This is a genomic window from Arthrobacter sp. NamB2, from assembly GCF_005281365.1.
Classification (GTDB): domain Bacteria; phylum Actinomycetota; class Actinomycetes; order Actinomycetales; family Micrococcaceae; genus Arthrobacter_D.
This window is the reverse complement of record NZ_SZWI01000008.1, coordinates 1-22,820: the sequence shown is the minus strand read 5'-3', so window position 1 is coordinate 22,820 and position 22,820 is coordinate 1. Positions and strand designations below refer to the sequence as shown.

Genomic DNA, 22,820 nt, shown 5'->3' with positions numbered 1-22,820 from the left:
TGCGATCGGCACTGCAGGCGCTCAGCAGCCGCTTCGAACTCGCAGCGGTGAGTTCGAGTGCCACCTCTCGGCTTCTTGCATCCTTCGAAGCCACCGACCTCGCCCGGTTCTTCCCGAGGGCCGGGTGTTCAGTGCCGAGGATTCGCTGCCCGAGCCCATCAGCAAGCCGGACCCGGCGGTGTACCTGTTCGCGCTGCAGCAGCTCGACGTCCCCGCGCAGGCCGCGCTCGCCGTCGAGGACTCGGTGTCCGGAGCGACGGCAGCCATGGCGGCGGGTTGTCCCACCGTCGGCAACGTCTGTTTCGTCAACCCCGACGAGAGGCCCGAACGGCGACGCCAGCTCGAGGGCGCCGGCGTCGTCGCGGTCGTCGAATCCTGGGCGGAGCTGCTCGGACTCCTCGGTATCGACGGCGCGGTCGACGCCCCGGCCTGACGAATCAGCCCGCGGTGCCGAAGATCGTGCGGTCCAGGAAGGCGTTGCGGAACTTGCCCTCCGGGTCGAGACGCACCGCCAGGTCACGGAAGTCATCGAACCGCGGGTAGACGGGCGCGAGCTGCCGCGCGTCCGCCGCGAACAGCTTTCCCCAGTGCGGGCGCATTCCGAAGGGTGCGAGCGCTGCCTCCAGTTCGGGCAGGAGCGCTTCGACCTCGGGCTGGAGAGGCTTCCACGTGAAGTGGAGGCCTATTCCGGCGCGCTGGTAGTTGTTGCTCAGCCACAACTCGTCGGCGGCCATCGAGCGCACCTCGGAGACGAGCAGCAGCGGTGCGATCTTCGGAGCGAGGGTGCGGACGGCCTGGATCGCGGCGACGGCGTGCTCGCGCCCGACGAGGTACTCGGTCTGCAGCTCCTCGCCGTTGCTGGGGGTGAAGGCCAGGCGGAAGTGTGCCAGCCGGTCCGACCACGGGCCGGGGACCCCGAGCTGCTGCGTGCAGTGGTCCGCAGCCACACCCGGCACCGGGTGGTACGCACGATCGGCTGCCACGCCGCCGTAGAACTCGCCGGGCACCGGTGAACCGCTGTCGATCCTGCTCTTGAGCCAGGCCTGGCCGATGGTGTCACCCGCCCAGTCCGTGAACAGGCTGACGCTGTAGGCGGCGGAGGTGGCGGCGTCGTAGTCCGCGAGCACCGCGTCCCAGGGCACCTCCGTGAACACGTCCTGGCGCACGTCGAACGAGGGTTCGATGCGCAGCGTCACGCGATGGACGACGCCGAGCGCGCCGAGGCCGACCACCATGCCGTCGAAGTGGGCGTCGCCCTTCGCGACGGTCATGACGTCGCCGGACGCCGTCACGAGTTCGAGCCCGACGACGGCGGTGGCGAGGTTGCCGTTCGCGTTCCCCGAGCCATGGGTCGCCGTCGCGATGGCACCACCGATGGAGATGTGCGGTAGCGAGGCGAGGTTGTGGAGTGCGAAGCCGCGGCGCTGCAGGTGCTCGGCGAGTACGCCGTACCGGACACCCGCTCCGACGGTGACGGTGAGGGCGGCCTCGTCCACGTCGACGGCGGGATCCATGACGTCGAGCGACACCAGCGTGCCGGGGGTGTCGGCGATGTCGTTGAAGGAGTGGCGCGAGCCCAGTGCGCTGATGCGGGTTGCAGCCGCGACGGCCCGCTGCAGGTCGGCGAGTGAGGTCGGGTGCTCCAGCGTCTCGGCGCGGTACTCGTAGTTTCCCGCCCAGTTCAGCGTGTCCCGTACGTGTTCCTCGATCATGGTGGTCCTTGTCTGGCCGGTGTCGCGACGGTGCGAAGGGAGGACGGCGCGAAAGCTGCGGCACCCCCATAAGAGAGGTGCCCGCCCATCCTACAACGTTGTAGACTCGCAGCACGCGTGACGTACAGGGCATCACGGTGGGACCTGAGGGGGCGGCATGGCGGCCACACTGAAGGATGTTGCGCTGGCAGCGGGCGTCTCGATCAAGACAGTCTCCAACGTCATCAACGACTACCAGCACATCCGCGCCGACACGAAACAGCGCGTCATGGAGGCCATCTCCGAGCTCGGCTACAGCCCCAACCTGTCCGCGCGGAGCCTCCGCTCCGGCAAGACCGGCGTGATCGGCCTCGCCGTCCCCGAATTGTCGCTCAGCTACTTCGCGGAGCTCGCGGACTCGATCATCAAGGCCGCCGAGCGGCGGGGACTCAAGGTCCTCATCGAACAGACCGGCGGGGACCGCGCCCACGAACTCGAGATCCTCTCCAGTCCCCGGCTGCAGATGACCGACGGACTGCTGTTCAGTCCGCTCGGCATGTCCAACGAGGATGCCCACCACCTGAACGTGAACTTCCCGCTCGTCCTTCTCGGCGAGCGGATCTTCGGCGGTCCCACCGACCACGTGACCATGAGCAACGTGGAGTCCGCACGGGCAGCGACGGCTCACCTGCTCTCGAAGGGCAGGCGCCGGATCGCCGTCGTCGGCGGGCACGAGGGGGAGGTGATCGGATCCGCCGGGCTCCGCCTGCGCGGTTACCAGCAGGCGCTCGAGGACGCAGGGATCCCGTTCGACCCGAAGCTGGTGGCCTACACGACCTTCTGGCACCGCGCCAACGGAGCGACCTCCATGCGGGACCTCCTCGAGTCCGGCGTGGAATTCGACGCGATGTTCGGCATGAACGACACACTGGCGCTCGGTGCGATGCGCGTCCTGCAGGAGGCGGGCCGACGAATCCCGGACGACGTCGCGGTCATCGGTTTCGACGACCTCGACGAGGGCAGGTACTCTCTGCCCACGCTGTCGACGATCGATCCCGGACGGGACGAGATCGCCGACACCGCGGTGCGCGTGCTGCAGGAGCGTATTTCCGGGCGGGAGAGCGACGCTCCGCCTCGTGAGTTCGAGGCGCGGTTCCAGGTCATCGAGCGTGAGTCGTCAGCGCTGCCCGGCTGACACTCCGGGGGCCGCCGGAAATTTCTCCGCGGCTGCTTGACAGTGGCCCACCTCACTCTGCATGCTTTCTCTACAACGTTTACCTACAACGATGTAAATGACGGAACCGGCACTTGCGGACAGCCTCCCCCAGCGGGACTGACCTGCAGGAGGACGGACCCGGATCAAGGAAGATTCGAGCGGGTGCGGCACAGTGCGCCCCAGCGATCCTCCTTCCTGCAGTACCCGGACCGGCCGCCCCCGGGCGGACCACGGTGGAGTACCACCGCGAGAGGAAGCAAGAGATATGAAAGCCAAGTTCCTGGCAACTGCCGGCATCGTCGCCGCAACTGCCGTAGCACTGACCGGCTGCTCCGGAGGAAACGGAAGCGGCGGAGGAGGCGGCGCGGAGGCCGCATCCTGCACCAACACCATCGTCAACGAAGAAGCGCCCCAGGTGACTGTCTGGGCCTGGTACCCCGCGTTCAACGAAGTCGTCGACCAGTTCAACAACGCCAACGACGACGTCCAGATCTGCTGGACCAACGCAGGCCAGGGCAACGACGAGTACACCAAGTTCTCGACCTCCATCGAGTCCGGATCCGGCGCGCCCGACGTCATCCAGCTCGAGTCGGAGGTCCTCTCCAGCTTCACGATCCGCGACGCGCTCGTCGACCTCACCGAGTACGGCGCCAACGACGTCAAGGACCAGTACGCCGAAGGCGCCTGGGAAGACGCCTCGAGCGGCGACGCCGTCTACGCGATACCGGTCGACGGCGGACCCATGGGAATGCTCTACCGCCAGGACCTGTTCGACGCGGCCGGTATCCAGGTGCCCACGACGTGGGAGGAGTTCGAGGCCGCGGCCAAGAAGCTGAAGGAATCCGGCGACGGCGCCGTCATCGCGGACTTCCCGACGAACGGGCGTGCCTTCAACCAGGCGCTCTTCGCCCAGGCCGGCTCGGTTCCCTTCGAGTACGATTCCGCGAACCCGCAGGAGATCGGCATCAAGGTCAACGACCAGGGCGCCAAGGATGTCCTCGAGTACTGGGACGGCCTCGTCAAGCAGGGCCTCGTCGCAACGGACGACGCCTTCACCGCCGACTACAACACCAAGCTCGTCGACGGCTCCTACGCCGTCTACCTCGCAGCTGCATGGGGCCCCGGCTACCTGCAGGGCCTGTCCGACGCCGATCCCACCGCCGTCTGGCGTGCCGCCCCGCTCCCGCAGTGGGACCCGGCGAACCCGGTTCAGGTCAACTGGGGCGGTTCCACCTTCGCCGTGACGGAGCAGGCCAAGGACAAGGAACTCTCGGCGAAGGTCGCCATGGAGATCTTCGGCAACGAGGAGCGCATGAACATCGGCGTGGACAAGGGCGCGCTCTTCCCGTCCTACACTCCGGTCCTCGAGTCCGAAGCATTCGCCAACAAGGAGTACGAGTTCTTCGACGGACAGCAGATCCAGAAGGACGTGTTCCTCGACGCGGCCGCCGGCTACGAGGGAGCGACCTTCAGCCCCTTCCAGAACTACGCCTACGACCAGCTGACCGTGCAGATCTACGCGATGGTGCAGGGCGAGAAGGACGCGGGCAAGGCGCTCGACGACCTCCAGGCGTCACTCGAGCAGTACGCGACCGAGCAGGGCTTCACCCTGAAGTAGCCGATGCGGAGGGTGCCCGCGCCAGTCGCGGGCACCCTCCCGTCAGGCCCCCGTGGAACACCTCCACCGCGCCATCCGTCCCACAGCTCCAGGAAAGACCATCATGGCTACGACCACCGCGCCGAGTTCGGCCCACCGGGCCGAAGCACCGGCCTCCGCCAAGCATCGCCCCGACAGGAACTACCGGCGCAAGCAGCGCTGGGGCTGGTTGTTCGTGGCACCCTTCGCCCTCGTCTTCGCGACGTTCCTCATCCTTCCCCTGGTCTTCGCCTTCCGGATGAGCCTGTTCACCAGCACCCTCGCGACGGGCAACAAGTTCGTGGGTGCCGAGAACTACGTCAAGGCCTTCACCGATCCGATCTTCCTCCAGGGCCTCGGCACCGTCGCCAAGTTCGCGCTGATCATGATCCCGGCCCAGATGGTGGTGGCTCTCGTCGCGGCGCTCGTCCTCGACAACCTGGCGACGTGGGCCTCGAAGTTCTCCCGGCTGATGATCTTCATCCCCTATGCCGTGCCGGTCGTCATCGGTGCCCTCATGTGGGGCTTCCTCTACAGTCCGCGCTTCGGGCCCGCCAGCTCCATCTTCGGCCTGTTCGGTGCCGCGGCCCCGGACTTCCTGGCCCAGGACAGCATCTTCGGCAGCCTCGTGAACATCGTGACGTGGCAGTGGGCCGGGTACTACATGATCATCATCTACGCGGCCCTGCGGGGCATCGATCCGGGCATCTACGAGGCGGCCGTGCTCGACGGCGCGACCGACCGCCAGATCGCCCTGCGCATCAAGGTGCCGATGATCTCCTCCTCCCTCGTGATGGTGGTCATCTTCGCACTGATCGGCACCCTCCAGTTCTTCACCGAACCGCAGGTCCTGAGGGCCGTGGCGCAGGGAGCCATCCCGACGTCGTACACGCCGAACATGTATGCCTTCTCCCTGGCGTTCTCCTACAGCCAGTTCAACTACGCGTCCGCCATCTCCTTCGCGCTCGGCATCGTCGTGTTCGTCTTCTCCTTCTTCTTCCTCTTCCTGACCCGCAAGCAGAGCGGACTGAAATAACCCATGGCACTCGTCACCGACACCCCACAGCAGCAGGACGGCGGCCGGAAGGTCCGCGGCGCCGGATCACGGAACCGCGCCCGTAACGGCGGTCCCCGTATCGGCTCGCACATCTTCCTGCTCATCCTCGTCATCTACTTCATCACTCCGATCTGGTGGCTGACCGTCGCGAGCACCAAGGACACCGCGGGCCTGTTCAGCGGTTCGGGCGGACCCCTCTGGTTCGACGACGAATTCCACTTCTTCAGCAACCTGCAGGGCCTGTTCGAACGGCAGGACGGCATCTACTGGCGCTGGCTGGGGAACTCGTTCCTCTACGCGATCTCCGGCGGAGTCGGCGCGACCATCCTGGCCGTCCTCGCCGGCTATGGTTTCGCCAAGTACAACTTCCGCGGCCGGGCGGCCTTCTTCGGCATCCTGCTCGGCGCCGTGATGGTGCCGCTGACGGCGCTCGTCATCCCGACCTTCGTGCTCCTGAGCTCCGTCGGACTCGTGAACACCGTCTGGGCCGTGATCCTGCCCTCGCTGCTCAGCCCCTTCGGCGTCTACCTGATGAGGGTGTTCGCCCAGGAGGCCGTGCCCGATGAACTGCTCGACGCCGCCAGGATTGACGGCGCGGGGGAGATCCGCACGTTCTTCCAGATCGCCCTGCCCCTGCTGCGTCCGGCCATCGTCACGGTGCTCCTGCTGTCCGTCGTCGGAACCTGGAACAACTTCTTCCTGCCACTTGCGGTCCTCAGCGATCCGCTGCTGCTCCCCGTCACGGTGGGCCTCAACGGCTGGCAGGCCCTCTCCAACGCGGGCAGCGGTGGCGAGGCGCTCTGGAACCTGATCACCACGGGAGCGTTCATCTCGATCATCCCGCTGATCATCGCGTTCCTCTCCCTCCAGAAGTACTGGCAGGGCGGACTGTCGCTGGGCTCGCTCAAGTAGCCCGCACTCCGTTCCCTGCCACGCCATCACGCACAGAAAGTAATTCGATGCAGAACGCACGCCTCACACTCGATCCCCACTTCACGGTCGGGCGGATCAACCGCAACATCTTCGGCGGATTCGTCGAACACCTCGGCCGCCACGTCTACGACGGCATCTACGAGCCCGGCCACCAGAGCGCCGACGACGAGGGCTTCCGCCAGGACGTCATCGAACTCGTGAAGGAGATGGGCGTCTCCACCATCCGCTACCCCGGTGGCAACTTCGTCTCCGGGTTCCGCTGGGAGGACAGCGTGGGCCCTCGCGAGGAGCGCCCCACGCGGCTCGACCTCGCATGGCACTCGACCGAGACCAACCAGGTCGGCATGCACGAGTTCGCCTCCTGGCTGCAGAAGGTCGGCAGCGACCTCATGCTCGCGGTGAACCTCGGCACGAGGGGCACACCCGAGGCGCTCGAGCTCCTCGAGTACTCGAACCTCCCCAAGGGAACGGCCCTCGCCGACCAGCGCATGACCAACGGCCGGCCTGACCCGTTCGACGTCAAGATCTGGTGCCTCGGCAACGAGATGGACGGACCGTGGCAGCTCGGCCACCGTTCGGCCGAGGACTACGGCAAGCTCGCCGCCATCACGGCCAGGGCCATGCGGCAGCTCGACCCCTCGATCGAGCTCGTGGCCTGCGGCTCCTCCAGCGCCCACATGCCCACGTTCGGGGAGTGGGAGCGCGTGGTGCTGAGCCACACGTACGACGTGGTCGACTACATCTCGTGCCATGCCTACTACGAGGAGAAGAACGGCGACCTCGGTTCCTTCCTCGCTTCCGCCGTGGACATGGATCACTTCATCGAGTCGGTGGTCGCCACCGCCGACCACGTGAAGGCCGTCCGCGGCAGCTCCAAGACCATCAACATCTCGTTCGACGAGTGGAATGTCTGGTACATCAGCCGCTTCGAGAACGTCGATAAGATCGAGGGGCTCGACAACTGGCCCGTGGCACCCCGCCTGCTCGAGGACTGCTACTCCGTCGCCGACGCCGTGGTGTTCGGGAACCTCATGATCTCGCTGCTCAAGCACGCGGACCGTGTGACCTCGGCGTCGGTCGCGCAGCTCGTCAACGTGATCGCCCCGATCATGACCGAGCCCGGCGGACCGGCCTGGCGCCAGACGACGTTCTTCCCGTTCTCGATCACGTCGAGGCTCGCGCAGGGCTCGGTGCTCGAACTGAAGCTCGACGCGGGTACGTACGAGACCGGCGAGTACGGCGTCGTGCCGCTCGTGGACGCGGTTGCCACGCACGACGACGCAACGGGAGCGACCGCCGTCTTCCTCGTCAACCGGTCACAGACCGAGGAGACGACCGTGACGATCGACGTCGCCGCGCTCAACGGGTTCAGCTCGGTGGACGCGCAGTCGCTGTACGATACGGACGTGTATGCGAAGAACACCCTTGAGGAGCCCGAGCGCGTGACCATGAGACCGAACACGTCAGCGAAGCTCGACGGCGGCGCCGTCACCATCACGCTTCCCCCGGTGTCCTGGACGGCCGTATCCCTCGCATGAACCACCCTGAATACAGGATCGAGGGCGGCGGCTACACGGCCGTCGTCCTCGGTCTCGGTGCCGCTGTCCGGGAGCTGACCCACGAGGGAAGGCCGCTCGTGGTCGGTTTCGCCGCCGATGAGGAGATGCCGAACTTCCGCGGAGCCTTCGTGGCTCCGTGGCCCAACCGCATCGCGGACGGCCGCTACTCGTTCGACGGCTCGGACTTCGAACTCCCGATCAATGAGCCGGAGCGCGGGACGGCACTGCACGGCCTGGTCTTCGATGTCGCCTGGACGCTCGTGGAGCACGCCCCGTCCGCAGTGACCCTGGCCTGCACCATCCGGCCCGCTGATGCATACCCCTTCGAGCTCTCGCTCCAGGCGAGGTTCAGCGTCGACGGGCAGGGCTTCAGGACGGACGTCACCGCGGTGAACACGGGCGACCGGCGCGCGCCGTACGGCGTGTGTCCGCACCCGTACCTGGTGGCCGGTGCGTCGCCTCTCGACGAGTGGGTGCTGGAACTGCCGGCATCGACTGTCCTCACGGTGACCCCTGATCGCCTGCTGCCGGTGGCCAAGGAGCCGGTCGCGGGAACTCCCTTCGACTTCCGGTCCGCGCACGCCATCGGCGACGTGCAGATCGACCACGCGTTCACAGACCTGGCTAGGGACGGCGCGGGACGCGCCACGGTCCGCGTCACCGACCCCGCCCAGGGGACGGGTACCGCGATGGAGTGGGACGGCAGCTGCCCGTGGGTGCAGATTCACACCGCGGACCTCCCAAAGAAGCCCGAGAACACGCGCCTCGGACTGGCCGTCGAACCCATGACGTGCCCGCCGGACGCCTTCAACACGGGCGAGGACCTGGTGGTCCTCGAGCCGGGGGAGTCCCACCTCACGGGCTGGACGATCAGCGCCGTGTAGCGGAAGCTCCCGCACAGCCGGTGAACATTGCGTCACCGCTCGCCTGCGCGGGGAACTGTCTCCCGCAGCAGGTCAGTGACGCGCGAGCGTGTCGTCCGGGAGGTGGGATCGCCCGCCCCAACCGGTCAGTGCGAGCAGGTCGCCGAGGACGTCCTCCGCCGGGCGGTCGGCGTCGATAAGCATGAACGTCGCGTACTCGGGCAGCCTGCGGTAGCCGCTGACGAGAGCCGTCAGGTCCTGGTGGCTCTCCCTGTCGGTGCCGCGGGCCCTGATCCGCGCGAGTGCGACGTCCACCGGCAGGTCGAAGTGCGCGACGACGTCGGGAGCGGGAAGGACCCGCTGGAGCCATGGCAGGAGTATCCCACGGGGAAGCCCGCGTGCCTCCCTCAGGGCCAATTGGCACTGGAGCCCGCGATCGAGGACCGCCACACCCTCGAAGCGACGCAACCGCGCCTCGTTCAGAAGGACGTTGATCACGCGCAATGCGGTCTCCAGGACGTCCAGCACGCGCGGATGGGGCGTCCAGCTCAGGGCCGCCCACCAGCCGTTCATCGTCCTGCGACCCGCCGGGGTCCTCAGCATGACCGCAGCGCCGCCCGACTCCGTGATGGCACGGGTGAGCCGACAGGCTGCCGTGCTCTTGCCGGAGCCGTCGATGCCGGTCAGGAGGATGCGCAGGGGAGGGCCTTCCGCTCGTGGTGTCCCCTGATCAACGGGGGTCGCGCGCATGCCGTTCCCGTTATGCGGTCAGCGGCGGTCCTGAGGGACTATCCGGCACGAAGACCACTGTCATCGAGCACCAGGCTTCCCTGGACCGCCTCGCCCCCGCAGTGCCTGCCGTTCGGGTAGACGACGGCCGGCACCACCCTGGCGGTATGGACGGCGGTCGTCCCGTCCACGCGGCGCAGGGTGACCTCGGCGTCGACCTCCTCCTCGGACAGTGCGAGGGTGGCGAATCCGGTCAGGGTTCCATCCGGAGTCGACCGTGCACTGCAGACCCCGTCCGGCGTGCACGTCTCGGAGGTCGTCGTCGAACCCGGATGGAGGGCGACGTCGGCAGCGCTGCAGCCGTCGTCCGTGCAGACCGACACGCCGAGGCTGTCCGCGACAGCGGCAGGACCCCCGGCAACGGTGAAGGACAGGCCCTGCTGCGCCCCGATCTCCGTACAGGCGAGGACATCGGGGGCGCACGACGTAAGGGCGAGGGTGGCGACCCCCAGTACCGCCGACGAGCGGAGCAGTCCCACGAGTCGCCCTCCGGTCAGCAGTCACGAGATGGTCGATCCCCAGGGTCCGGTGGCACCGGTCAGGGGCCGGAACGCCGTGGCGATTCCCCCTGGCTCGACGACGCCACCACCCGGGCTGCGAGCTGGCGGGCTTCCCGGAGCCGCTCCGGCGGGCAGGTGCCGACGGGCGGCATCGAGAATTCCGAGGGCACGTGGTTCGCAGGTCCACGCGCTGTGGTGCGGGGCTCTCCGGGCCGAAAGCACAGCCAGGCGAGGACGATGCCGCCGGTCGTGATCAGGAGGATCGGATACCCCCGAGCGCCCGCGAAGAGCGCGAGGACCCCGAGGGACATGGTGATCATGCCGAGCGGGGCGATATATCGTGTGTTCATCTTCCACGTCCGTCGTCGTTGACTGATGGTGGTGCAACAGATAGTACTCCCGCGTCCCACGGAGCGCACCCGACCGCGCCCTGTCCCACCGTGCGTCCGGCGAAGCGACCGGGGCGGCGTCAGTGCAGGATGCGCTGATACAGGAGATGGTCCTGCCAGCGCCCGGCAATGCTGAGGTAGGCAGGCGCGGTGCCGATGAGCGTGAAGCCGGCCCGGAGCAGGACGGCCTTCGACGGCTCGTTGTGCGGCAGCACCGATGCCTGGATGCGGTGCAGGCCCAAGGGGCCACGCGCGCGATGTGCCGCGCGGTGCAGGGCAGCTGAGCCGACACCGCGGCCCTGCAACCGGGCATCCACCCAGTACCCGACGTGCGCGTTCAGGAACGGACCGCGGACAATACCGCTCAGCGTGATCGTGCCGACGATGCGGTGGTCCGAGGTCAGGACCCACGGCACCTCCGTGCCCGAAGCAAGGCCGGCGAGCTTCCCTGCGATCTGGTCGGCCTGGCCGGCTTCCGTGAAGTACGCGTCGTCCCGGAGGGGCTCCCACGGCGAGAGGTGTTCACGGTTGTCCCGGTAGGCCTGTGCAAGGGCGACGGCGTCGGTCGGAGCGAGCAGGCGCATGCCTACTCCCGGGGGCAGGGCGGGTAAGGACACGCGGGCAACAGTAGTACAGGCGCACCTCGCCGACGGACGCGCAGGTGGTTGGCGCAGCATCACGAGACGTGCAAGCCTAGGCGGATGAGCCCGACACAGCACATCCCGACCGACAGCGGCACCCTGGCCGCCTACGTGGCGCGGCCCGAGGGGCCCGTGAGGGGAGGACTCGTCCTCATCCACGAGGTGTGGGGACTCGTCGGGCACACGCGGGACGTCGCGGACCGCTTCGCCCGGGAAGGGTACGTCGTCGTCGCTCCTGACCTGCTTGCCGACCGGGGCATCACCGAGGAGAGCACCGCGGGGATCGGGGAGGACCTCGCCGGGCCGGACGCGGAGGCACGCAACCGGGCCCAGCCGAAGCTCCGCGCATTGCTGGCACCGCTGCAGGACGCGGAGTTCGGTGCCACCACCACCGAGCGGGTCCGGTCCTGCTTCGAGTACCTGTACGACGACGCCGACGTGGCCGGACGCGTCGCCGTCACGGGTTTCTGCTTCGGCGGCACGTACAGCTTCTCCCTGGCGGTGCACGAGCCGCGCCTCCTCGCATGCGTTCCCTTCTACGGCCACGCGGACTTCCCGATCGAGGAGCTCTCCCGCATCAAGGCTCCCGTCCTCGCCTTCTACGGCCAGGACGACGACGCGCTCGTCACCGCGCTGCCCGAGCTCGAGGCGGCGATGGCCCGGGCCGGAGTGGACTTCACCGCGAAGGTCTACCCCGGTGCCGGGCACGCCTTCTTCAACGACTCGAACCGCTATGCCTACAGGCCCGGTCCGGCCGGCGACGCCTGGCAGCGGACCCTGGCCTTCCTCGCCCTGCATGTTGCCTGAGCATCCGGCGCGGCCCCGCCCGCCCGGTGGTGATAGGCCCTCGCACACCCGGCCCGCGCATCTCGGCCTGGTGTTCGCCGGCGGGATGGCCGGGACGCTGGCGCGGTTCGCCCTCGCCGAACTGATCCCGACGCCGGCAGCCCTTCCGCTGGGGATCCTGCTGATCAACCTCACGGGCGCCTTCGCCCTCGGTCTCCTCCTCGAGGCACTTGCCCGGCGGGGACCCGACGAAGGGCGTCGCCGAGCCCTTCGGTTGCTGTTCGGTACGGGATTCCTCGGCGGGTTCACGACCTACAGCGCGCTCGCCGTCGACTCCGCGCTCCTGCTCGACACGGGACGAGTGGTGGAGGGCCTCGCCTACCTGGCCGTCTCCGTGGTGGTGGGACTGTCGGCGACGGCGGCCGGCATCGCTGCCGGGCGCCTGGTCCCGCCCCGTCGGACGTCGCCCGGTGCGGGCTCCGGAGGTGGCTTGTGAGCGTCGCCGTCGTGCTGGCGTTGGGTGTCGCGGGCGGCATGGGGTCGGTCGCGCGTTTCATGCTCCACGGCGTGATCCGCTCCCGCACGCGAGGACCGGTCCCCATCGGCACAATCACCATCAACATCAGCGGGTCCCTGCTGCTCGGTCTGGTGGCGGGTCTCGTGCTCGCATCCGCACTTCCGCCGGCGTGGACGCTCATCGCAGGCACGGGCTTCCTGGGGGGATACACGACCTTCAGCACGGCGAGTATGGAGACCGCGCGGCTGGTCCAGGCGGGCCATGTCCGGGCGGTGCTGATCTCCGGAGCGGGAACCGCGGTGGCATCGCTGGCTGCGGCCGGCCTCGGGCTGTGGGTCGGAGTCCTGCTCGGGTAGGCCACGGGCGAGGACTGCAGGGTCACCGCGCGTGCGTCGGATCGCCCCCTCGGCCCTACGCGCTGCGGGCTAGGGTTGTCAGGTGCCTAAGGAAACCTTCGACCTCCGCGCGATCGCCGTGGGCGCCTACGGCCCGTCGCTGCTGTACGGGGTAGCGACGGGCGCCATCCTGCCGGTCATCGCCCTGACGGCGCGCGACCTCGGGGCAGACCTGGCGACCGCGGCCCTGGTCATCACCCTGTCGGGCATCGGATCGCTCGTCACCAACGTCCCGGCGACCCTGATCGCCACGCGCTTCGGGGAGCGGACAGCGCTCGTCGGAGCCGCGCTCTGGTGCGCAGCCGCGATGTTCCTCGCGATCGCGGCTCCCACCCTGCCGGTGTTCGCCGCTGCGGTGTTCATGGTGGGCATGGCCGGTGCAATCTTCGGACTCGCGCGGCAGAGCTACCTCACGGAGGCGGTGCCGCCCCACTTCCGTGCTCGCGCACTGTCCACGCTGGGTGGAGTCACCCGTATCGGCGTCTTCGTGGGGCCCTTCGCCGCGGCCCTCGCCATGAGGCCGCTGGGGCTGGACGGCGCCTACTGGGTGGGGGGAGTCGCGAGCCTGGCCGCGGCAGCCCTCAGCTGGCGGGTTCCCGAACTCCCGTCCCGCGGCAGGGCCCACCCCTCCGTGCAGTCACCGATCGAAGCCGCACTCGCGCCACCGCCCGCGCCGACGGTGCGATCGGTCCTGCGCAGCCACGCCCGGGTGTTCGGAACCGTGGGTATCGGGGTGCTGCTCATAGCTGCGGTGCGAGCCACCCGCCAGGCCGTGCTGCCGCTGTGGGCCGAGAACATCGGCCTGGACGCTTCGACTACCGCCCTGATCTACGGGCTCTCGGGCGCCATCGACATGCTGGTCTTCTACCCGTCGGGCAAGATCATGGACACGAAGGGGCGCCGGTGGATCGCGGTGCCGTGCATGATCATCATGGGCTCGGCACTCACGCTCCTTCCCCTCACAGGGGACTCCGTAGGCCTGCTCCTCGTCGCCCTGCTCATCGGCTTCGGGAACGGCATCGGATCGGGCATCGTCATGACCCTCGGCGCGGACCTGTCACCGTCACCCGGACGCCCCCAGTTCCTCGGGATCTGGCGTCTGCTCACGGACCTGGGCACCATGGGCGGGCCGGCACTCCTCTCCCTCGTGACAGCCGTGGCTACGCTCTCGGCAGGGATTTGGGCGACCGCCGTCCTCGGGTTCCTCGGCGCGGGAGTGCTCTGGTACTGGATCCCACGGGCTGCCCCCGGGGCGGCGGAACCGGCAGTGCCGCGCCGGTAACAGGGCGCCGGTCCGGCGCGATCAGCGGACGGCGTGCGGCGGGCCCTTCGTGACAGCCCGCTCCGCACCGACGTCAGTCCCGGCCGCGCCGGATTATCGCCCTCGCCACGAGGACGGCTCCCGCCGTCGCAGCCACCCACGGACCACCGACGACGATCGGGTCGAGCCACTGGTGGTTGACGTCGACGCGCCGCTTCCCGACCCGCGACGCGACACCGTGCCGGCGTCCCTCGGCCAGGACCCCGGTCTCGGTGATCGGGTTGTCCGGTCGAAGCGTCGCGAAGGATCTTGCGTGGGAGCCCCAGGCGTCCACGCGGTCACCGAGGAGGAGGATGAGCCAGTGCGCGGCGCGGCCCTCGCCGTACCGGTAGGCGTAGCGCCGGATGCCCCCGGAGACCCCTCTCAGTGGAGCGCTCGTGCCGAACACCGGGGTCAGCTGCCCGTGCTCGATCGACCGTTCGCGGCCCTCCCGCCCCTGCTGCTCATCCGGGTAGTCCCAGTGGGCCCCCGTCCCGGCGGGGTCGAACACCTCACGGGGGTAGGAGGGGCGGTCCTTCGGGTCGAGGTCCACACCCCAGCCGGGGATCCTCGCCCGGAGTGCTTCCGGTGTCGGGATGTCCTTCGGCTTGCTCGCTATGTATGGCGTCGACGGCATGGAGGTCTCCTAGCTGGGGTTCGCGATGACGAGGGTCTTGATGCAGTTGTCGAGCTTCGCGGAGAACATGTGGTACCCCTCCGCGATGTCCTCGAGCGGGATGCGGTGCGTCACGATGTCGTTGGGCTTGAGGTAGCCGTTCTGAATGTGCTCGAACAGGCGGGGCCACTGGCGCTTCACCGGTGTCTGGTTCATGCGCAGGGTGAGCCCCTTGTTGAGCGCGTCACCGAACTTCACCGCGCTGAAGATCGGACCGTATGCGCCCACGACCGCCACCGTGCCGCCCTTGCGTGCGGAATCAATGGCCCAGTTGAGGGCGACGGCCGAGCCACCCTGCAGCTTGAGCTTGGTGCCGGTCACCTGCTGGATGAAGTTGCCGTCGGCCTCCGCACCCACCGCGTCGATCACGACGTCGGCGCCGAGGAAGTCGGTGGTCCTCTTCATCTCCACCACGATGTCGTCGTACTCCGCGAAGTTGAACGTTTCGGCATGGGCGAAGGTCCGCGCCTTCTCGAGCCGGTACTCGAGGTGGTCGATGACGATCACTCGCCCGGCTCCCATGAGCCAGGCGGATTTCGCCGCGTACAGGCCGACAGGTCCGGCACCGAAGACCACCACGGTGTCACCCTGAACGATCTCACCGAGCTGTGCCCCGAAGTATCCCGTGGCGAGCGCATCCGTGAGCAGGACCGCGTCCTCGCTGTCCATCCAGTCTGGGATGATCGTGGGTCCGACGTCGGCGAAGGGCACACGAACGAACTCCGCCTGTCCGCCGTCGTACCCGCCCGTCGTGTGCGAGTAGCCGTAGATGCCGCCCACCGCCGTCGCGTTCGGGTTGACGTTGTGGCAGTTCGAGTACAGGCCGCGGGCGCAGTAGTAGCAGGATCCGCAGTAGACGTTGAAGGGCACCATCACGCGGTCCCCACGCTGGAGGTTCTGGACGGAGGGGCCCACCTCCTCGACGACACCGATGAATTCGTGGCCGAAGGTGTGGCCCACCCGGGTGTCCGGCATCAGCCCGTGGTAGAGGTGCAGGTCCGAGCCGCAGATCGCCGCTGTCGTGACGCGGATGATCGCGTCGTTCGGGTGCTCGATCTTCGGCATCGGTTTTTCCTCGACCCGGATCTTGTAGGGCCCGCGGTACACCATGGCTTTCATCAATCGCCTCTTTCATCGCTGGTCCGGCCAGCGTTTCACCCGCACGGTCGGCTCTTCAACGGTCGGAGCGCGGGTCGAAAGGACGTGCGGGAGCGGCGCGGGGATGTTACGGCCGCGGCTCCTGGCGCGGGGTAACGCGGGCCTGGGCGGAGAAGAGCCAGCCCGCGGCCGCCACCAGGGTGAAACCCGTGCCGACGATCCACGCGAGTCCCGACCAGAAGAACAGCGGCACGCTCGCGGTTCCCGGTTCCGGGGCCGGGCCGATCGCCTGGACATAGGCGTACAGGGCGGCGCACACCACGAGGCCGCCGAGTCCCAGGATCCAGCACAGCACCAGCCAGATCCGGGAGGATGCCCAGTACGCCCCGAATCCGGCCCACCTGTTCCAGTGGTCGCCCGTGCGCATGATGACCAGACCGCCGACGAGTGTCCACGTCCCGACCACCAGCAGCGCTGCGACGACGTCGGCCGGGCGGTGCCAGAGGTTGATGAACGTCGCCGCGCCCGCGAGCACCGAGTAGGCCCCGCCGGCCGCCGCTGCGAAGGGCCGCCACCGCGGCGTCGCGATGATGAACACCGCAGCGGCAGCGGAGGCCGCGAGCGTCGTATGCCCGGACGGTAATGAATTGAATGCCAGGGTCGCAACCCCGCGGTCCGGCCGGTCGAAGACGAGGTTCTTGAGCACCTGCGTCGTCAGGTTCGAGGTGCCGATGACGGTGACGGCGATCGCCGCCGCTGCGTACCGTCGCCGCCAGAAAGCCACGAACAGGATCGCGACGGCGGCGACGACGATCGAGATCATGGGCAGGGTGTCGAGGAACCGGAGGAAGGGGAGCTGAGTATCCGGCGCTGCGACGCCCGCCTCCCGCCACGCGGACTCGTCCGCGAACTGGCCGGTGGTGGTCCGCACGAAGGCCCAGTAGGTCCAGCCGAGCGCGGACGCACAGGCCATGGCTGCGAGCACGAACAGCAACGGCGAGCGGGCTGCCCGCCTGGATCGGGGAGAGGTTCGCTGCGACGTCATCCCTTCAATCGTTCCACACGTTCCTGGGGATTCCGCCACCGTCCGGGCCGGGGATGCACCCGCTGCTCCCGTAACCTGAGGTCGTGCATCCGAGTCCGACACCCACGCCCGCCCCACCGCCCCTGCCCCCGCTCGAGGAACTCGCTGCCTCGGCGCACGTGGTGTCGATCCCGATGCGCGTCAGGTTCCGCGGTGTCCTCGAACGCGAAGCCCTCCTCGTCCGCGGCCCTGCCGGATGGGGAGAATTCTGCCCGTTCATGGAGTACGACGACGTCGAGGCCTCCGCGTGGCTCGCGAGTGCGATCGAAGCGGCCTGGCAGGGTTTCCCGGCTCCGCTGCGTGACTCGGTGCCCGTGAACGCGACGGTCCCCGCCGTCGGACCCGGCGAGGTCGAAGGGGTGCTGTCCCGCTTCGGCGAGGTCCACGCCGTCAAGGTGAAGGTCGCCGAGCGTGGCCAGGTGCTGGCGGACGACGTCGCCCGCGTCGCCGAGGTCCGCGCGCTCTTGCCCGACGCGGGCATCAAGGTCGATGCCAACGGTGGATGGGGCGTGGACGGCGCGCTCGAGGCTCTCGAAGCACTCGAGCAGTTCGACCTGCAGTACGTGGAGCAGCCGGTAGCGGACATTCCTGGGCTCCGTACCGTGCGGTCCGAGTTGCGGCGCCGGGGCACCAGGGTGCTGGTTGCCGCGGACGAGAGCGTGCGGCGCCAGGACGATCCGCTCCTCGTGGCGAGGGAGGACGCCGCCGACCTCCTCGTCATCAAGGCACCGCCGCTCGGGGGCGTCCGCAGGGCGCTCGACCTCATCGAGCGGGCCGGTCTTCCCGCCGTCATCAGCTCGGCCCTCGACACCTCCGTCGGGATCCGTGCCGGAGCCGCGCTCGCAGCCGCCCTCCCGGACCTGCCCTACGCGTGTGGGCTCGCAACGGTGTCCCTCATGGCGGGAGACGTGACCGAGGCCTCCCTCGTTCCGCAGGAGGGGAAGCTTCCCGTGCGCGACGTCGAGGTGTCAGACCGGAAGCTTCGTCAGTTCGCCGCATCGCCGGAGCGGACCCTGTGGTGGCTGGAGCGGCTGGAACGCACGCATGCAGCCCTCGAAGCCTCCCGGCAGGAGCGCTGATGCGACTCATCCTGCCGACCCCAGTCAGAGTGAGGGGTCGATGCCGGTAGGCGTAGGGCACACTTCCGCATAAGGCGAGGGTTCGATCGCGCTGATCAGCCGGTGCGTGGGTCCTGTTAAGACACTCATACTCGTGCGACGGAATTTAGGAACGTGGCGTAGCAGGCTTGCGACTCTTCGTGGTCCGGCTGGTCCTCGCCCGATCTCAGATCCGCTGAATGATCTGATGCTCGAGTCGCTCGAGGTCGGCCGCGACCAAGTCGATGTCCCGAGCGAACTCGTCGTCGTCGAGCTCGATCTGGCGAACTGTGAAGATGATCTCGGATCCATCGGGATGCGGCAGAACCCGGACAGGATTCGTCACCACGGTCCCCGACGGTAGCGTCACATCATGGTCGAGTACGCCGAAGCGGTTTCGTTCGACGAATCGGACCTCCACCCGACCCATGGGGGATTCCACGATAAGCCGGTCACCATCCCGGACTGCCTGGGTCCGGGCGAGCCCGGCCGCCCACCGCGGGAGGTTCCCGACATTGGACGCGTACTCGTACACGACTTCGGGCGACGCGGTGATAACGCGGCTCACGTGCTGACTCCTCATGACGGCATCATGCGCCGCACGAGATCGAGCAATCAAGTACTCGACGCTGCCAGCTGGCATCACCATCCACGACTTCGAGTACTGGCGCAGCAGCTAGTGCCGTCACGGACACGAGGTCGCAGCTCGGGGAGTAGCCGGGTGTTCCGTCGAAGAACTGTTCAACCGGACGCCTACGGCACCTTCGTGGGAAGTTGGAGGGCAGGAGCCGTAAGCCGCAACGATGAGTGGCAGGGTTTCGTAGCGCTTCGTGGCCCAGTGACGAGTCCGCAAACCGGTCGTTTGCCAGGACCTCTGTGAATGGCTAAGGGCGCAAACCGCGAGAAATGATGTCCAGGAGTGCCTGCGCTTGATCACTGTCAGGCGCGAGTTGTGCGCTGCGGATCGAGTGTGCTGCTCCGCAGGCGAGGAGCAGGACCGAGCCCGTTCGGTCGGGAAGCGGAACGGGTTATGACGTGACTGATCAACTACTGTTGCGAGGCGATGTTCTGTAGCCCGATTCCCTCACCTGCCAGCCAGGGAATGATTTGATCGTGTGCGAAGATGTTGCAGCCGATGCATGGGGCTACACAAAGATGGGCAAGCGAATATCGGAGCAGGCAAGGATCGGATTCGAATGATCTGGCGCAATCGATGGCGCATCATGAAGATCTCGCGGTTCCTTGCACTGCTTTCTACGATCGCCATCGCTGTCGCCCTGACGGGACTTCAACTTGCGCTGTCTATCCAGGTGGGCCGCAGAATCGCTGATTTCGAGTCACAGACAGGCCTGACTGCTGACAATGATTTCGGTCAACGCGGGATCGCCGTGGGCGGCCTCGTAATGCTCGTCGCCTGGGCCCTTGCTGGACTCGCGATATGGAAGCTACTACGCAAGCGTGCATCAGGTCTCTTGTTTCACTCCGCGCTGTGGCTGGTGTTGCTCCTCGCGGTTGCTCTACGGCCGCTGCCGAACGTCTCTGAGACGCTCTATCAGGGTCTGCACATAGTTTGCCTAGTCGGGGCTATTTCGGGAGTTGCACTGAGCATTACCGCTATGGCTCTAACTCGAAGAAGACAGGCGGCAACCGTCAAAGCAGCAGTCTCACTGAAGGATCCCTAAGCGGCATGGAGATTGACAGGCAGGCCGTTGCCTGACTGACTGGCGAAATGGTCAATGCGAACCGGATCTTAACTGCTGTTCGCGTGTACGCGATCGCATGCGCCAACTCCCCGGCCATGAGTCCAGTGACTTGGGCGGAGGGACAAGATGCCCACCCAGCGCGCCACGGAAGTACATTCCATCGCCACCGTAAACCTTCAACCAAAACCCCCCCCGCCCTTGGAGGTGCGCTCCACGTATGAAGGATGGCACCTTGAAGCGCTGTTGACTGATCGAGCCGTTCAAAGGGGGCTGCTCCATCAGGGCTCCCAGCAGGGAAATCGGCTCACCGGACGCGAGAACGCCCAGGATGTCGCGTGGCCAGAAATCCGCAACAATTTTTGCTGGGTCACCGCTCTGAGCAATGTAGTTGGGGTTTGACCTGTCCAGTTGCTCGGGCCAGAACACGTACCCCTGGAGCTCGAGTAGGAAAGTGCCGTCTTCATCGAGTGCGAAGGTTCCCGGCACCTTTGTCTCGGGGTCCACCCAGAATGTTCCGTCGAGGCTGTTCATGGTCACCAGTATGTGGGGATCGACATCACCGGGCGAGAACGCCCTCCACTCTCTGATGTGGGGCGCAAATGACAGGGGTGGCAAAAAGGACCGTTTGAGATCCAGTTTTTTTGCACCACTCAAACTTGTGACTTTTTGCGAAGATGGCGGGGTTTGGTCGATCAACTTGGCGGGGTCAGCACCTGCTCCTGGCTCTGCGTCCCGTAGGGGATCGCTTCCCATGAGTCCCGGTCACCCGAACCTGACAGACTCGGGTGATGGAACTCCCCGAAATCGCTGACCGGCGGCCTGCTGTCGACCCAGCTTTCGGGAACGTGACGCTACGGGCCTTTCGCCTGGAGGATGCCGGCATGGCGGTCGATTTGTCCCGCGATCCGTACGTCTCCGCGACCGGGACCCTGACCCTCAATGCGACAGCTGACCAGGCACAGAAGTGGATACGGCGACAACAGACCCGTTACCCAGAGGGCGTCGGCTTCTCGTTTGCCGTCGTCGACAACACCGAAGGACACTGCGCCGGATTCACCGGGCTGTGGGTACGGGAGCTGCCCGCCGGCCGCGCTCAAATCGGCTACGGAATCGCCCTCTCCTTCAGTGGCCGCGGTCTTGCCTCTGATGCACTGTGCGCTGTTACGTCTTTCGCGTGGACGCTGCCCGAGCTGCATCGCACCGAGCTCTACATCGAGCCGTGGAACACAGCGTCCATTAGGACAGCGGAACGCGCCGGGTATTTCCGCGAGGGGCTGCTCCGGTCCCACCAAGAGATTTCTGGCCAACGCCGCGACATGCTGTTGTACTCCACCGTGCGCGACTGATTCCGGGATAGCGCTCGGCGTTCAAGCGCGGGCCATAATCAGCAGCGACGTGCAGTAAAGGATGTCCTGACGGATGAATGACAGGGCGATCGGTGGGCATCAGAGTCGCCTAGGTCCGTGGGGCAGACTGGGAGTTATGGGCGCAGAGGGTAATCAGCAACGTGGCTCGTTGGTTACCGGTCCAGTAATCGGTATCGGTCTGGCCGTGGCCTGCTGGTTCGCCATCGGTCCCGACCATGTTGTCTTTGCGCTGACCGTGCAGGGCGGCTTTCTCCTCATGGCATTGCTCGTGGGCCCCGCCCTAGTCGATGCCCGTCGAACCCGCTATCGGGTCCGAGCCTTCGAGCCGCAGCTCTATGCCCTGCTGGGCGCAGAGTTCGTACGTCGCGTCCTGGACGTTGTGGGATGGAATCGGATCATCGGTCAGATGCGCCACTCAGAGCGTGGGACTTCGATGCTCGCCCGCTTTTTGAGAGGAACGGAGCAATCAGAAACCGCTCACCTCGTTGGCGCTGTAGCAACCGTGGTTGTAGTCGTTATCGCCGCGGCTACGACTCACATCCAGGGGGCCTGCCAGATACTGGTTGTCGGTTTGGTGCTTCATGGGTACCCAATTATGATCCAGCGCATCGTCCGCTTCAGGGTCACCAGTCGGCAAACCGAAGCCAACAAATTTGCCCACTGAAGGATCCTCGATTGGACGGTCGAGCTTCGGTGGTCTCTATCGGGGACCAGAAAGCAGTACTGGGCACCGGCTTGGGTGTCACCTGCGTCCGCGGGATCGGGAGTAGCGACGGGCGAGGTCGTTGAGTGCCAGTATCGTGATGATGATAGAGACCGCTACCGCTGCTAGTCCGACGTATAGCCCGGTCAGCATCCTCATAGGTGAGCTGGCGTCAGCGAGGAACCCGCTTCCGCCGATCGCTCCGATAACCCAGAACATGGCTACGGCGAGCACTGCGGTAAGGGACGGTAGGGCTCCCCGATGTTCCTTCAACCAGAGCGCCGGACGTACCTTCTGAACCCCCATAAGTGCCATGCTTCAAGTTTCTGGTTGCAACATCACAAAGAGGCTTACGGCACGTACCGGAATGATCACAGTTCCCGGCACAGGAAGCTTGAAACCTACAGGCGGGTCGAGCGATGTCGATGATTAGGGCGGCTCGTTGTCTGATGGTTGGTCATCAGTAATGTCGGGGTGTCGTTGATGTTTCGCCAGACACCGTCAGGGGTGTGTCCGCGGTCCAGTTCCTGGCCGCCTAACGACAGAACAGCACCTGGGGACGGGATTTCGTCCCCAGGTGCTGTCGTATCTACCGGTCGTGCGTTCCCGGCAGTTCAACCCGTCCTGTTGCGGCCGGTTGAACCGTCAGGGTGATCAGGCGTTTCCGCGGCGTCGCACCCTGGATGCTGCGACGGCGCCTGCTCCGAGAAGCAGGACCGCGAGGCCGCCGAGGGCAATCTGACCGGCGGTGGAGCCGGTGTACGCCAGCTTGCCCTTCGCCGGAGCTGCCGGCTCCTTCGGAGCGATGACCACAGGTGCT

Annotated in this window: 25 protein-coding genes; 15 read left to right on the top strand and 10 right to left on the bottom strand. The window is 66.9% G+C overall.

Annotation, left to right across the window (positions count from 1 at the left end; all coding sequences use genetic code 11):
• Positions 1-124 precede the first annotated feature (124 nt).
• Positions 125-433, top strand: coding sequence for an HAD-IA family hydrolase (locus FDK12_RS15265; RefSeq protein ID WP_223263278.1), 309 nt, complete (start codon positions 125-127; stop codon positions 431-433).
• 4 nt (positions 434-437) lie between these two features.
• Here FDK12_RS15265 and FDK12_RS13460 read toward each other — a convergent pair whose 3' ends face one another.
• Positions 438-1,712 (bottom strand): FAD-binding protein, encoded by a 1,275-nt coding sequence (locus FDK12_RS13460; RefSeq protein ID WP_137370036.1) that lies wholly within the window; start codon positions 1,710-1,712, stop codon positions 438-440.
• Positions 1,713-1,869: 157 nt separating this feature from the next.
• Here FDK12_RS13460 and FDK12_RS13455 point away from each other — a divergent pair, with 157 nt between their 5' ends.
• From FDK12_RS13455 to FDK12_RS13430, 6 genes are all read left to right on the top strand, one after another.
• A complete protein-coding gene (locus FDK12_RS13455) occupies positions 1,870-2,886 on the top strand; it encodes a LacI family DNA-binding transcriptional regulator (RefSeq protein ID WP_137370035.1) in 1,017 nt (338 codons plus the stop codon).
• Between the two features lie 286 nt (positions 2,887-3,172).
• Complete coding sequence (locus FDK12_RS13450; RefSeq protein ID WP_137370034.1) at positions 3,173-4,525, top strand: ABC transporter substrate-binding protein; 1,353 nt, start codon at positions 3,173-3,175, stop codon at positions 4,523-4,525.
• Between the two features lie 103 nt (positions 4,526-4,628).
• A complete protein-coding gene (locus FDK12_RS13445; protein ID WP_137370033.1) occupies positions 4,629-5,579 on the top strand; it encodes a carbohydrate ABC transporter permease in 951 nt (316 codons plus the stop codon).
• Positions 5,580-5,582: 3 nt separating this feature from the next.
• Entirely contained in the window at positions 5,583-6,512 is a 930-nt protein-coding gene (locus FDK12_RS13440; protein WP_104116422.1) for a carbohydrate ABC transporter permease, read from the top strand.
• Positions 6,513-6,559: 47 nt separating this feature from the next.
• Positions 6,560-8,071 carry an alpha-N-arabinofuranosidase gene (locus tag FDK12_RS13435; protein WP_137370032.1) on the top strand — a complete coding sequence of 504 codons (1,512 nt, stop codon included), beginning with the start codon at positions 6,560-6,562 and terminating at the stop codon, positions 8,069-8,071.
• A complete protein-coding gene (locus FDK12_RS13430) occupies positions 8,068-8,976 on the top strand; it encodes an aldose 1-epimerase family protein (RefSeq protein ID WP_137370031.1) in 909 nt (302 codons plus the stop codon). The genes FDK12_RS13435 and FDK12_RS13430 overlap by 4 nt, the downstream gene beginning before the upstream one ends.
• A gap of 72 nt (positions 8,977-9,048) precedes the next feature.
• Here the strand turns inward: FDK12_RS13430 and FDK12_RS13425 are convergent, their stop codons facing one another.
• The 4 genes from FDK12_RS13425 to FDK12_RS13410 all read right to left on the bottom strand — a co-directional run bounded on the left by FDK12_RS13425 (position 9,049) and on the right by FDK12_RS13410 (position 11,250).
• Positions 9,049-9,705 (bottom strand): thymidylate kinase, encoded by a 657-nt coding sequence (locus FDK12_RS13425; protein WP_223263277.1) that lies wholly within the window; start codon positions 9,703-9,705, stop codon positions 9,049-9,051.
• A 38-nt stretch (positions 9,706-9,743) separates the two neighbouring features.
• Positions 9,744-10,223, bottom strand: coding sequence for a hypothetical protein (locus tag FDK12_RS13420; RefSeq protein ID WP_137370030.1), 480 nt, complete (start codon positions 10,221-10,223; stop codon positions 9,744-9,746).
• 59 nt (positions 10,224-10,282) lie between these two features.
• Positions 10,283-10,594: a hypothetical protein gene (locus tag FDK12_RS13415; protein ID WP_137370029.1), complete on the bottom strand. Its 312-nt coding sequence runs from the start codon at positions 10,592-10,594 to the stop codon at positions 10,283-10,285.
• A gap of 119 nt (positions 10,595-10,713) precedes the next feature.
• Positions 10,714-11,250: a GNAT family N-acetyltransferase gene (locus FDK12_RS13410; RefSeq protein ID WP_137370028.1), complete on the bottom strand. Its 537-nt coding sequence runs from the start codon at positions 11,248-11,250 to the stop codon at positions 10,714-10,716.
• A gap of 84 nt (positions 11,251-11,334) precedes the next feature.
• On the opposite strand from FDK12_RS13410, the gene FDK12_RS13405 reads away from it, so the two are divergent.
• The 4 genes from FDK12_RS13405 (at position 11,335) to FDK12_RS13390 (ending at position 14,254) form a co-directional block, all read left to right on the top strand.
• Positions 11,335-12,081, top strand: coding sequence for a dienelactone hydrolase family protein (locus FDK12_RS13405; protein WP_137370027.1), 747 nt, complete (start codon positions 11,335-11,337; stop codon positions 12,079-12,081).
• The gene (locus tag FDK12_RS13400; RefSeq protein WP_137370026.1) at positions 12,071-12,556 is read left to right on the top strand and encodes a fluoride efflux transporter FluC; all 486 of its coding nucleotides are present in this window, start codon (positions 12,071-12,073) and stop codon (positions 12,554-12,556) included. Before FDK12_RS13405 ends, FDK12_RS13400 begins: the two co-directional genes overlap by 11 nt.
• The gene (crcB, locus tag FDK12_RS13395) at positions 12,553-12,933 is read left to right on the top strand and encodes a fluoride efflux transporter CrcB (protein ID WP_137370025.1); all 381 of its coding nucleotides are present in this window, start codon (positions 12,553-12,555) and stop codon (positions 12,931-12,933) included. Before FDK12_RS13400 ends, crcB begins: the two co-directional genes overlap by 4 nt.
• An 82-nt stretch (positions 12,934-13,015) precedes the next feature.
• Complete coding sequence (locus FDK12_RS13390) at positions 13,016-14,254, top strand: MFS transporter (protein ID WP_137370024.1); 1,239 nt, start codon at positions 13,016-13,018, stop codon at positions 14,252-14,254.
• Positions 14,255-14,327: 73 nt separating this feature from the next.
• Here FDK12_RS13390 and FDK12_RS13385 read toward each other — a convergent pair whose 3' ends face one another.
• From FDK12_RS13385 to FDK12_RS13375, 3 genes are all read right to left on the bottom strand, one after another.
• Entirely contained in the window at positions 14,328-14,909 is a 582-nt protein-coding gene (locus FDK12_RS13385) for a hypothetical protein (protein WP_137370023.1), read from the bottom strand.
• A 9-nt stretch (positions 14,910-14,918) separates the two neighbouring features.
• Positions 14,919-16,067, bottom strand: coding sequence for a zinc-dependent alcohol dehydrogenase (locus FDK12_RS13380; RefSeq protein ID WP_137370022.1), 1,149 nt, complete (start codon positions 16,065-16,067; stop codon positions 14,919-14,921).
• Between the two features lie 106 nt (positions 16,068-16,173).
• Entirely contained in the window at positions 16,174-17,091 is a 918-nt protein-coding gene (locus FDK12_RS13375; protein WP_137370021.1) for a phosphatase PAP2 family protein, read from the bottom strand.
• A gap of 173 nt (positions 17,092-17,264) precedes the next feature.
• On the opposite strand from FDK12_RS13375, the gene FDK12_RS13370 reads away from it, so the two are divergent.
• On the top strand, positions 17,265-18,209 hold the full coding sequence (locus FDK12_RS13370; RefSeq protein ID WP_411266173.1) for an o-succinylbenzoate synthase: 945 nt from the start codon (positions 17,265-17,267) through the stop codon (positions 18,207-18,209).
• Between the two features lie 205 nt (positions 18,210-18,414).
• Here the strand turns inward: FDK12_RS13370 and FDK12_RS13365 are convergent, their stop codons facing one another.
• Complete coding sequence (locus FDK12_RS13365) at positions 18,415-18,795, bottom strand: SRPBCC family protein (protein WP_137370019.1); 381 nt, start codon at positions 18,793-18,795, stop codon at positions 18,415-18,417.
• Positions 18,796-19,423: 628 nt separating this feature from the next.
• Here FDK12_RS13365 and FDK12_RS13360 point away from each other — a divergent pair.
• Positions 19,424-19,909: a hypothetical protein gene (locus FDK12_RS13360; protein ID WP_137370018.1), complete on the top strand. Its 486-nt coding sequence runs from the start codon at positions 19,424-19,426 to the stop codon at positions 19,907-19,909.
• A 51-nt stretch (positions 19,910-19,960) separates the two neighbouring features.
• Here the strand turns inward: FDK12_RS13360 and FDK12_RS13355 are convergent, their stop codons facing one another.
• Positions 19,961-20,461 (bottom strand): hypothetical protein, encoded by a 501-nt coding sequence (locus FDK12_RS13355; RefSeq protein WP_137370017.1) that lies wholly within the window; start codon positions 20,459-20,461, stop codon positions 19,961-19,963.
• Positions 20,462-20,718: 257 nt separating this feature from the next.
• Here FDK12_RS13355 and FDK12_RS13350 point away from each other — a divergent pair, with 257 nt between their 5' ends.
• Together FDK12_RS13350 and FDK12_RS13345 are read left to right on the top strand one after the other, a co-directional pair.
• Positions 20,719-21,276 (top strand): GNAT family N-acetyltransferase, encoded by a 558-nt coding sequence (locus FDK12_RS13350; protein WP_137370016.1) that lies wholly within the window; start codon positions 20,719-20,721, stop codon positions 21,274-21,276.
• A 136-nt stretch (positions 21,277-21,412) separates the two neighbouring features.
• On the top strand, positions 21,413-21,961 hold the full coding sequence (locus FDK12_RS13345) for a hypothetical protein (RefSeq protein ID WP_137370015.1): 549 nt from the start codon (positions 21,413-21,415) through the stop codon (positions 21,959-21,961).
• The last annotated feature ends 859 nt before the right edge of the window (positions 21,962-22,820 follow it).

What these genes read in the sequence shown, in the direction of transcription:
- FDK12_RS13460 (WP_137370036.1), bottom strand. Translation starts at nt 1,712, where the DNA reads ATGATCGAGGAACACGTACGGGACACGCTGAACTGGGCGGGAAACTAC.
- FDK12_RS13455 (WP_137370035.1), top strand. Translation starts at nt 1,870, where the DNA reads ATGGCGGCCACACTGAAGGATGTTGCGCTGGCAGCGGGCGTCTCGATC.
- FDK12_RS13450 (WP_137370034.1), top strand. Translation starts at nt 3,173, where the DNA reads ATGAAAGCCAAGTTCCTGGCAACTGCCGGCATCGTCGCCGCAACTGCC.
- FDK12_RS13445 (WP_137370033.1), top strand. Translation starts at nt 4,629, where the DNA reads ATGGCTACGACCACCGCGCCGAGTTCGGCCCACCGGGCCGAAGCACCG.
- FDK12_RS13440 (WP_104116422.1), top strand. Translation starts at nt 5,583, where the DNA reads ATGGCACTCGTCACCGACACCCCACAGCAGCAGGACGGCGGCCGGAAG.
- FDK12_RS13435 (WP_137370032.1), top strand. Translation starts at nt 6,560, where the DNA reads ATGCAGAACGCACGCCTCACACTCGATCCCCACTTCACGGTCGGGCGG.
- FDK12_RS13430 (WP_137370031.1), top strand. Translation starts at nt 8,068, where the DNA reads ATGAACCACCCTGAATACAGGATCGAGGGCGGCGGCTACACGGCCGTC.
- FDK12_RS13425 (WP_223263277.1), bottom strand. Translation starts at nt 9,705, where the DNA reads ATGCGCGCGACCCCCGTTGATCAGGGGACACCACGAGCGGAAGGCCCT.
- FDK12_RS13415 (WP_137370029.1), bottom strand. Translation starts at nt 10,594, where the DNA reads ATGAACACACGATATATCGCCCCGCTCGGCATGATCACCATGTCCCTC.
- FDK12_RS13405 (WP_137370027.1), top strand. Translation starts at nt 11,335, where the DNA reads ATGAGCCCGACACAGCACATCCCGACCGACAGCGGCACCCTGGCCGCC.
- FDK12_RS13400 (WP_137370026.1), top strand. Translation starts at nt 12,071, where the DNA reads ATGTTGCCTGAGCATCCGGCGCGGCCCCGCCCGCCCGGTGGTGATAGG.
- FDK12_RS13385 (WP_137370023.1), bottom strand. Translation starts at nt 14,909, where the DNA reads ATGCCGTCGACGCCATACATAGCGAGCAAGCCGAAGGACATCCCGACA.
- FDK12_RS13380 (WP_137370022.1), bottom strand. Translation starts at nt 16,067, where the DNA reads ATGAAAGCCATGGTGTACCGCGGGCCCTACAAGATCCGGGTCGAGGAA.
- FDK12_RS13375 (WP_137370021.1), bottom strand. Translation starts at nt 17,091, where the DNA reads ATGACGTCGCAGCGAACCTCTCCCCGATCCAGGCGGGCAGCCCGCTCG.
- FDK12_RS13370 (WP_411266173.1), top strand. Translation starts at nt 17,265, where the DNA reads ATGCGCGTCAGGTTCCGCGGTGTCCTCGAACGCGAAGCCCTCCTCGTC.
- FDK12_RS13360 (WP_137370018.1), top strand. Translation starts at nt 19,424, where the DNA reads ATGATCTGGCGCAATCGATGGCGCATCATGAAGATCTCGCGGTTCCTT.
- FDK12_RS13355 (WP_137370017.1), bottom strand. Translation starts at nt 20,461, where the DNA reads ATGAACAGCCTCGACGGAACATTCTGGGTGGACCCCGAGACAAAGGTG.
- FDK12_RS13350 (WP_137370016.1), top strand. Translation starts at nt 20,719, where the DNA reads ATGGAACTCCCCGAAATCGCTGACCGGCGGCCTGCTGTCGACCCAGCT.
- FDK12_RS13345 (WP_137370015.1), top strand. Translation starts at nt 21,413, where the DNA reads ATGGGCGCAGAGGGTAATCAGCAACGTGGCTCGTTGGTTACCGGTCCA.